Origin of the sequence: Eubacterium sp. CAG:156, assembly GCF_000434315.1 — a bacterium.
GTDB lineage: Bacteria > Bacillota > Clostridia > Lachnospirales > Lachnospiraceae > Eubacterium_U > Eubacterium_U album.
Genome location: NZ_FR878162.1, coordinates 1 through 6,998 on the forward strand (window position 1 = coordinate 1; position 6,998 = coordinate 6,998).

The 6,998-nt window shown below is 33.1% G+C and carries 6 protein-coding genes; 2 read left to right on the plus strand and 4 right to left on the minus strand.

The genetic code is table 11. The features are described from left to right. Nucleotides 1–794 precede the first annotated feature (794 nt). Nucleotides 795–1,058, minus strand: a complete 264-nt coding sequence (rpsT, locus tag ABMA45_RS06390; RefSeq protein WP_022089057.1) for a 30S ribosomal protein S20 — start codon at nt 1,056–1,058, stop codon at nt 795–797. 213 nt (nt 1,059–1,271) lie between these two features. Here rpsT and gpr point away from each other — a divergent pair, with 213 nt between their 5' ends. Then, complete coding sequence (gene gpr, locus ABMA45_RS06395; RefSeq protein ID WP_022089058.1) at nt 1,272–2,201, plus strand: GPR endopeptidase; 930 nt, start codon at nt 1,272–1,274, stop codon at nt 2,199–2,201. Nucleotides 2,202–2,281: 80 nt separating this feature from the next. Further along, on the plus strand, nt 2,282–3,559 hold the full coding sequence (gene spoIIP, locus ABMA45_RS06400; protein ID WP_022089059.1) for a stage II sporulation protein P: 1,278 nt from the start codon (nt 2,282–2,284) through the stop codon (nt 3,557–3,559). 63 nt (nt 3,560–3,622) lie between these two features. Here spoIIP and dut read toward each other — a convergent pair whose 3' ends face one another. The 3 genes from dut to nrdD form a co-directional block, all read right to left on the minus strand. After that, the gene (gene dut / locus ABMA45_RS06405; protein ID WP_022089060.1) at nt 3,623–4,066 is read right to left on the minus strand and encodes a dUTP diphosphatase; all 444 of its coding nucleotides are present in this window, start codon (nt 4,064–4,066) and stop codon (nt 3,623–3,625) included. Nucleotides 4,067–4,090: 24 nt separating this feature from the next. After that, on the minus strand, nt 4,091–4,633 hold the full coding sequence (gene nrdG, locus ABMA45_RS06410) for an anaerobic ribonucleoside-triphosphate reductase activating protein (RefSeq protein WP_022089061.1): 543 nt from the start codon (nt 4,631–4,633) through the stop codon (nt 4,091–4,093). Nucleotides 4,634–4,719: 86 nt separating this feature from the next. Then, nucleotides 4,720–6,849, minus strand: a complete 2,130-nt coding sequence (nrdD, locus tag ABMA45_RS06415; RefSeq protein WP_022089062.1) for an anaerobic ribonucleoside-triphosphate reductase — start codon at nt 6,847–6,849, stop codon at nt 4,720–4,722. Nucleotides 6,850–6,998: the final 149 nt, after the last annotated feature.

A 6,998-nucleotide genomic window follows, 5' to 3' on the forward strand; every position in this document is an offset into this window, starting at 1 on the left:
CAACAGGAACATTAACTGATGGTTCATCCGTAAAATTACCTGCAAAGGTTAAGAAAGTTAAAATTTCTGCTAATAAGGCAAAAGTTACTGTAACATGGAAGAAGAACAAGATAGCAAAAGGTTATTAAATTCGTTACGCAACAAATAAGAAGTTTAAGAAAGCTTCAAAAGTTAACGTAAAGAAGAATAAAACGTAGAAGAATCTACAATAACTAAGGTAGAAGAAACTACAACTAAAAAGACAGAAGAAACAACTACTAAGAAACCGGATGTTACTACAACAGGTTCATCAAACCAGGAAGTAACAACAGGAACATTAACTGATGGTTCATCTGTAAAATCACCTGCAAAAGTTAAGAAAGTTAAAATTTCTGCTAAGAAGACAAAAGTTACTGTAACATGGAAGAAGAACAAGAAAGCAAAAGGTTATGAAATTAGTTACGCAACAAATAAGAAATTTAAGAAAGCTTCAAAAGTTAACGTAAAGAAGAATAACAAGACTAAGAAAGTTCTTACAAAGATTAAGAGTAACAAAGTATACTATATAAAAGTACGTGCATATGTAATTGTAAACGGAAAGAAAGTATACGGAAAATACAGTAAGGTTAGAAAAATTAGAAGTAAATAGAACTAATAATTACAAAACCTGATAATAGTTAATTAAAAAATATTAATAAATACAGAGCTGTCTCATTAAAGAGGCAGCTTTGTTGTATAAGAAAGTAAAAAAAGTATGAATTAAAAAAGAAGCTGTAACTCTAATAAATAGAGCCACAGCTTCTTTTTATTAATAATTAAGCAATTGAGTTAACTGCTTTTGTTAATCTTGAAACTTTTCTAGCAACGTTGTTCTTGTGGAATACTCCCTTTGAACCAGCTGTTTCAATAAGCTTGATTGCCTTAATTAATTCTGCCTGAGCTGTTTCTTTGTCTTTGTTAGCTACAGCAGCTTCTACTTTCTTAGTAGCTGTCTTGATTGCAGATTTAACTGATTTGTTTCTTTCATATCTTGTCTGATTAACAAGAATTCTTTTCTTTGCTGACTTAATGTTAGCCATCGTGTCCACCTCCGTGAAATAATAAGTTTCTTAATTCCCTTGAGAGAGATTAGGAATTAAATAGTTTCACCATCTGTGCCATTGGATTTGCGGACGTATGACACAGACATCAACTAGTATTCTATGATATTGAGCATGTAATGTCAATATATTTTTGAATAATAAATTACAATTATTTGCACAAAATAAATAAAAAATGTGAAGGTGAATAATATGAAGTTTAAAGGATTTAAAAATAGAGAAGACAGAATGGATATATATACAGATTTAGCTTTAGAAGAACGTGAAAAATTTAAAGATAATGTTGAGATAGATGGAGTTGAGTTAAAGAAAAAGTATAATGATGAACTTAAAATGACAACAACTCTTGTAAATATTAAAACTGAAAAAGGTGCTAAAGTCATGGGAAAGCCAAAAGGGCATTATATTACTATAGAAACAAAGTATGCCAAAGAAGATGATAAATATAACCAGAAAAAAATTTCAGACGAATTATTGAAAAATATAGGACATTTAATTAACGCAAATATCGGAAAAGACAAAAGACCTGAAGCTATTTTAATAGTAGGATTAGGAAATGCTCAGGCTACACCTGATGCAATAGGACCAAGAACTGCCTCATTAGTTCAAATAAGAAAAAACATATATTGTATTTCACCGGGAGTCCTTGCACAGACAGGAATGGAAACATTCTCAATAGTAAAGGGTATAGTAGATGAAATGAAGCCTGATTTGATAATAGCGATTGATTCACTTGCGGCACGAAATATTTCACGTGTTACAACTACAATTCAGCTTACTGACACAGGAATTATACCGGGTTCAGGAATAGGAAATAATAGAGAGGGGTTAAATAGGGAAAATCTTGGATGCACAGTAATAGCAATAGGTGTTCCTATGGTTGTGCATAGTGTTACGATTGTTAATGATACGATGGATAAGTTGATATATCTATTGTCGCAGAATATGGAAAATAACTGTCTTCAAAAAGTGTTTGAGGATTTTACTGTTGAAGAAAAATATCAGTTATTTGCAGAAATTATGACAGAGGATATAGGACAGATGTTTGTTACGCCGAAAGACGTCGATGAAATTGTAGACAATCTAAGTACCATAATTGCAAATTCAATAAATAGATTATAAACATGCTGCATATAATGATTGTGTGGATAAAGGTTTTTACCATTATACTGCTAATCAATGCAAAATGTTGAGGTGATAGCGTGCAGCAGGGAATACATGTAAACGGATGGCGATTAAATGTAAAAGAAAAGACATTTCAGGTAATTGTGTCAGTACTGATTATAGTATTGAGTATATATATAGCAAGTAAATGCATTAATACAATTGTTAAAGACAAAGCAAAAGGAAATATTAATGAGGCTGCCGTGCAGACAGCCAATTTTCTTGTGGGAGAAATTATTGAAAATACAAGCATATTAACGCAGTATATGATATATATGGAGAATCATGGTGATTTGTCAGAAGAAATGAAGAAACAAATTTTAGAATCGGTAGTAACAGAGTATATAAATGGAAGTGAATATTCTTATGATACAAATGACCCGGGATATAAACAGGTTGTGCAGTTAATTTATGATAAAGTTAATGCAACTGAACAACCGGAAACGACGCAACTAGAAACCGTGGAAGAGACAACTACACAACCACAGACAAAAGTAGAAGAAGCGAAGAAAGAATTAGTTCCAATACCTAAAATGACAGGCACAAAATATACAAAGGATAATTTAGGCTCGTTTAAAAAAGTCATTGAAAGATTTTACACTGTTACAGCAGCTACTACAATAAGAGAAAGTGATATGCCACTTGATAAGGCGTTAAGCGAAAAATTTAAAATAAAAGGAAATAATAAAAAGCCTCAGATATTAATTTATCATACACATTCCATGGAGACATTTTCAAATAGTAATTCAGAGGATAAAAATACAACCATCATAGGTGTGGGAAACAGATTGGAAAAAGTATTATCAAAACAATTTGGATACAATGTAATCCACGATAAAACAACATATGATATTGTAAATGGCGTACTTGATAGAAATGAAGCCTATACCCAGTCTGAAAAAGGTGTAAAAAAGATATTAAAAGACAATCCTTCAATATCTTTGGTGTTGGATATACATAGGGATGGCGTAAATGACAATACCCATCTTGTGACAGAAATAAATGGAAAACCAACAGCTAAAATAATGTTTTTAAATGGAATGTCAAGATTTAAGGAAAGTGGAGATATAAGCTATTTGCATAATGATTATTTATTTGAAAATCTAGCACTTACGCTCCAGATGAAATTAGCTGCGGAAGCTTATTATCCTGATTTTACACGACGAAATTACATTAATGCATATGAATATAACCTTGGAGTGTGCAGACAGTGTATGCTTATTGAAATTGGCGCTCAGACAAATACATATCAGGAGGCCGTAAATGCAGCAGAACCTCTTGCTGTACTGATAGATAAAGTAATGCGGGGAGAATAAAGAATGGCATCTTCGATTTTTGTATAAAAATTGAAGATGCCATATAACTTAGCGTTATTTTATTTAGTTTTTTCCGCTGGAACCAAAACCACCTTCACCACGAACAGTATCATTTAATTCATCTGTTTCGATAAAGTTAGCTGTTAAAAATGGAGTGATGACCATTTGAGCAATTCTATCGCCGGGTTCTACAGTTTTTGCAGAATCACCATGATTATGAAGAGCAACAATAATTTCACCACGATAGTCAGCGTCAATAACACCTACTTTGTTTGCAGGAGCCAAACCTTGTTTGCAGGAAAGACCACTGCGGGCATAAATAAGTCCTGCATAACCTACAGGAATTTCAAGAGCGATACCTGTTGGAATGAAAACAGTATTTCCTGGAAGAATTGTTGCCGGTGTATCAAGGCATGCATACAAATCAGCTCCGGCAGCCCATTCAGAGCCGTATGTTGGAATGACTGCTGAATCTTTAAGTTTCTTAATATTAATATTTGCTGTCATAGTTAAATCCTTTCATAATGAATATTAAAAGTTAGTAATATATTCCGGTTTTTCCCATAATACAAGAGAGCCGGATTTCATTGATTCCTGAACTAATATATGTCTTTGATTAGCTGAACCTTTAAATACTAAAGATAAGTCTTTTTGAGCTTCGATAAATTCACCATCAACTAAAACATCTATGTAAGAAAGAAGTTCTTTAGTTTCAGGCCATTCATTAATCATTCGACCGAGTACATCTTTTTCAAAATCATATCCTGTAAAACACCAAATTGATTTTTCAGGATATACTTCACGAATCTTTCTCGCAAGAGGAAGAAGCCCCTGCTGATTTACGTGTTCTAAAGGTTCACCACCAAGAAACGTAATACCTTTGTAGAAATCAGGTTTAAGCAAATCTATTATATAATCAATTGTTTCCTGTGTAAAAGGTTTTCCAAAGTTAAAGTCCCAAGCTTCTTCGTTAAAACAACCGGGACATCTGTGAGTACAGCCACTAACAAACACGGAAACTCTTACTCCGGGACCGTTAGCAACATCATAACGCTTAATATCTGCGTAATTCATAAGCAACCTCCAAATTTATTGAAATAATACATTAAAATGGGCCTTCGCCAAATTAATTGCAAAGGCCCTGTAGGAAATATATGTTACTATAAATGTAAAACTCGTGCTTTAATTTCTTTTGTCTTACCAACATTCCAGAAGTTCTCACCTAAATAACCGCAAGTTCTTCTTGTTACATTCATCTTAGAATGATCTTTGTTGTGACACTGTGGGCATTCCCATTCGCCATCATCATTGATAATAATTTCTCCGTCATATCCGCATACATGACAATAATCTGATTTAGTGTTAAATTCAGCGTACTGTATGTTATCGTATATAAATTTAACTAATTCTTCAAGAGCTTCAAGGTTGTTACGCATGTTAGGTATTTCAACATATGAAATAGCACCACCTGAAGAAATAGACTGGAACTGACTTTCAAAAGTAAATTTGCTGAAAGCATCAATCTTTTCACGAACATCAACATGGTAAGAATTAGTATAATAACCCTTATCTGTAACATCCTTGATATCGCCAAATTTTTCTTTATCAATTCTTGCAAATCTATAACATAATGATTCAGCAGGTGTTCCGTATAAACCAAATGCAATACCTGTGTTTTCTTTCCATGAATCACAAGCAGCTCTTAAACGTTTCATAACACGCAATGCAAAATCAAGTCCCTTAGGGTCTGTATGGCTAACTCCTTTAACTAATTTAGTTACTTCATATAAACCAATGTAACCAAGAGAAATAGTTGAATAACCATCGTGTAATAATTTATCAATAGGTTCATTTTTACCAAGTCTTGCAATAGCACCATACTGCCAATGAATTGGGCTGACGTTAGAAAGTGTACCTTCTAATGCGTGATGTCTGCACATAAGTGCTTCAAAGCAAAGAGATAATCTCTCTTCAAGAAGTGGCCAGAATTTTTCTTCATCCTGTCCTGAAATAATACCAATCTGTGGAAGGTTAATACTTACAACACCCTGATTGAAACGACCTTCCCATTTGTAATTACCATTTTCATCTTTCCAAGGAGAAAGGAAAGAACGGCAACCCATACATGAGAATACCTGTCCTTCGTAATTTTCACGCATTTTCTTAGCTGAAATATAGTCAGGATACATTCTCTTAGAAGAACATTTAACAGCCATCTTAGTAATGTAGTCGTATTTGCCACCCTTTAAGCAGTTATGTTCATCTAAAACATATATAAGTTTAGGGAAAGCAGGAGTAACGTAAACACCCTGTTCATTTTTAATTCCCTCATAACGCTGTCTTAAAATCTCTTCAACAATCATTGCTACTTCATCTACATATTCATCATTTTCATCGATGTTTAAGAAAAGAGTAACAAATGGTGACTGACCGTTAGTTGTCATTAAAGTATTAATCTGATACTGGATTGTCTGAACACCTGACTTTAATTCATCATAAAGTCTGTCATTTACAAATGATTCTAATGTCTCAGGGTCAACCTTATCTCCATATTTTGAAAGATAATTTCTTGTATATTTTTCACGGCTTTTACGGAGATATTTTCCTAAATGCTTAATGTCTACAGACTGTCCACCGTACTGACTGCTTGCAACGCTTGCAATAATCTGAGTCATTACAGTACATGCAACCTGAAAACTCTTAGGACTTTCAATTAATTTTCCGTTGATAACAGTTCCGTTATCAAGCATATCTCCTATATTGATTAAGCAGCAGTTAAAAATAGGTTGCAAATAATAGTCTGAATCATGGAAATGAAGAATTCCTTCATCGTGAGCTTTAGAAATCTTTTCAGGAAGTAAAACTCTTCTTGTTAAATCCCTTGAAACTTCACCGGCAATTAAGTCACGCTGAGTTGATGCAACTACAGCGTTCTTATTTGAATTCTCTTCCATAACATCCTTATTAGTATTACCAATTAATGCAAGAATAGAATCATCAGTAGTATTGGCTTTTCTAACAAGTTCTCTTGTATAACGATAAATGATGTATGTTTTTGCAAGAACAAATTTCTTCTCTGCCATAAGCTTCTGTTCAATAATATCCTGAATATCTTCAACTGCCATCTCATCAAAACCACGGTTTTCAATAGAAGCTAATATATTATAAATCTGTTCCTCACTAATTCTTTCTTCCTGGTCGACTTCTGTGTTCGCCTTCTGAATAGCTGATACAATTTTGTTACGATCATAAGTAGCTCTATGACCGTCACGTTTAATAACACTTATCATTTTTTTCGTTCCTTCTTTCTTTTCATATATCATGTATACAGCATTAAAAATACGATAATAATGCTGTTCTATATTAAACACAATTAAATACATTGTGTTTTTAGGCAATAAAAAAGCGATGTGTTAAACTATGATAATCAAGTAAGGTG

Bases quoted from the DNA above. Each gene is read 5' to 3' on its own strand.
- dut (WP_022089060.1), bottom strand. From the start codon at position 4,066: ATGACAGCAAATATTAATATTAAGAAACTTAAAGATTCAGCAGTCATT.
- gpr (WP_022089058.1), top strand. From the start codon at position 1,272: ATGAAGTTTAAAGGATTTAAAAATAGAGAAGACAGAATGGATATATAT.
- nrdG (WP_022089061.1), bottom strand. From the start codon at position 4,633: ATGAATTACGCAGATATTAAGCGTTATGATGTTGCTAACGGTCCCGGA.
- nrdD (WP_022089062.1), bottom strand. From the start codon at position 6,849: ATGATAAGTGTTATTAAACGTGACGGTCATAGAGCTACTTATGATCGT.
- rpsT (WP_022089057.1), bottom strand. From the start codon at position 1,058: ATGGCTAACATTAAGTCAGCAAAGAAAAGAATTCTTGTTAATCAGACA.